Source organism: Brumimicrobium salinarum (genome assembly GCF_002844555.1).
In the GTDB taxonomy this organism is placed as follows: Bacteria; Bacteroidota; Bacteroidia; order Flavobacteriales_D; family Crocinitomicaceae; genus Brumimicrobium; species Brumimicrobium salinarum.
In genome coordinates this window covers 1-1,627 of record NZ_PJNI01000049.1, presented here as the reverse complement: position 1 = coordinate 1,627, position 1,627 = coordinate 1, and the positions used below count along the sequence as shown (strand labels likewise).

The 1,627-nt window shown below is 40.9% G+C and carries 1 protein-coding gene; it reads right to left on the bottom strand.

What is annotated here, in order from left to right; genetic code table 11:
• Positions 1-80: 80 nt before the first annotated feature.
• Entirely contained in the window at positions 81-1,355 is a 1,275-nt protein-coding gene (gene ltrA / locus CW751_RS15075) for a group II intron reverse transcriptase/maturase (RefSeq protein WP_240612597.1), read from the bottom strand.
• Positions 1,356-1,627: the final 272 nt, after the last annotated feature.

Sequence of the window (1,627 nt, the reverse complement as noted above, 5' to 3'; positions counted from 1 at the left end):
AATCGAGTAGGAAGATAGGGATTAATTCCCTACCTGTCCTCTCACACCACCCTGCATACCGTTCGGTACAGGGCGGTTCTTTAAGTTTTGATTCTAACATTTTGGTAATAATCAGACAAAAATAAATACCCTGCTTGTCTTAGTCGTTTAGTGGAAAGAGTTCTATTGAGGATAGCACTACTGGCTATACGCCAGTATCCCTTCCTCGTGCTTGCCCATTCCCTTGCTTTAGATTTATTAACCCCAAGCTTGACAAGATTCTTAAATTTGGTTCTTATTCGTTTCCATTGTTTCCAAATCACCATCCTTAGTCTTCTCCTGTACCATTCGTCTATTTGTAACAACAGGCTTTTCATGTCTGCTAATTTGAAGTAATGCACCCAGCCAATGATGTATTGGCGGAGCGCATTTTTCCTACGGTCATTACCCCAACCATTGCTTCGAGATGTCAGCTCTTTTATTCTGGCTTTCATCTTCGCTACACTTTTTGGGTGTATTCTCAAACGTCCTTCTCCTTTGTATTTATAGAAACTATATCCAAGGAACTTAACCTTAGATACGTGGGCGCTTTGGCTTTTGTTCCTATTCACTTTTAAGAACAATTTACTCTCTATGAATCGGGTAATGGAACTCATTACACGCTCTGCACTTCGTTTGCTCTTACACAAGATAACCATGTCATCTGCATAGCGAACAAACTTGTGCCCTCTACGTTCTAGCTCTTTGTCTAACTCATTGAGCATAATATTACTCAATAGCGGACTAAGCGGTCCTCCTTGAGGAACACCCATTTTACTTGGTTCAGACTTACCCCCAATTTGCACTCCTGCGTTCAAGTATTTATGTATCAAAGATACTACTCGTCCGTCTTTAATTGTTCGTGAAAGGACTTCTATCAGCTTACTATGGTTAACTTTGTCAAAGAACTTTTCTAAGTCCAAATCGACTGCGTAACTGTAACCTGACGTTATATATTCCTTACACGCATTTAAAGCTTGGTGCGCATTGCGTCTTGGTCTAAACCCATAGCTATGATTACTAAACTGAGGTTCAAAAAGCGGTATAAGTACCTGAGCAATTGCCTGCTGAACAACTCTATCCACTACTGTGGGAATGCCCAGCGGTCTCTTCTGCCCATTGTCCTTGGGTATTTCTACCCTGAGAACAGGATTGGGGTGGTATTTTCCCCGTAATATAGATCTTGTTAGTTCATCCTTGTTAGAAACAAGATAATCCGTTAAAGATTCGACTTCCATCTTGTCTACACCTACTGCTCCTTTATTACGCTTCACTTGCTTATAAGCTGCGTTTAGGTTATTTGGCGCCAAGATAAATTCTAACAGCCCATATACCATTTTGTTATCATCCGTGAGGTTATTTTCAGTTATCCGCATGAAAGTCTGCCCTCCCACATATCCTTCGGATTCTGTCCTATATTTTTGTGGGGAGTTCTTTTCTTCAAAGATTTTCTGCCTTCTTCCCTTCATTTAGTAACTTTCATTTACTTCTCACTCTTTAAAGTTCTGCCCTTCCCTAACCAAGTCGTAGATAGGTACTATGGCTTCTGCTGACTTCTCATGGCTAGCTTTACTCCGTGTTTCTTACGCTGTTTCCACACGTCCATGAG

Bases quoted from the DNA above. Each gene is read 5' to 3' on its own strand.
- ltrA (WP_240612597.1), bottom strand. From the start codon at position 1,355: ATGGTATATGGGCTGTTAGAATTTATCTTGGCGCCAAATAACCTAAAC.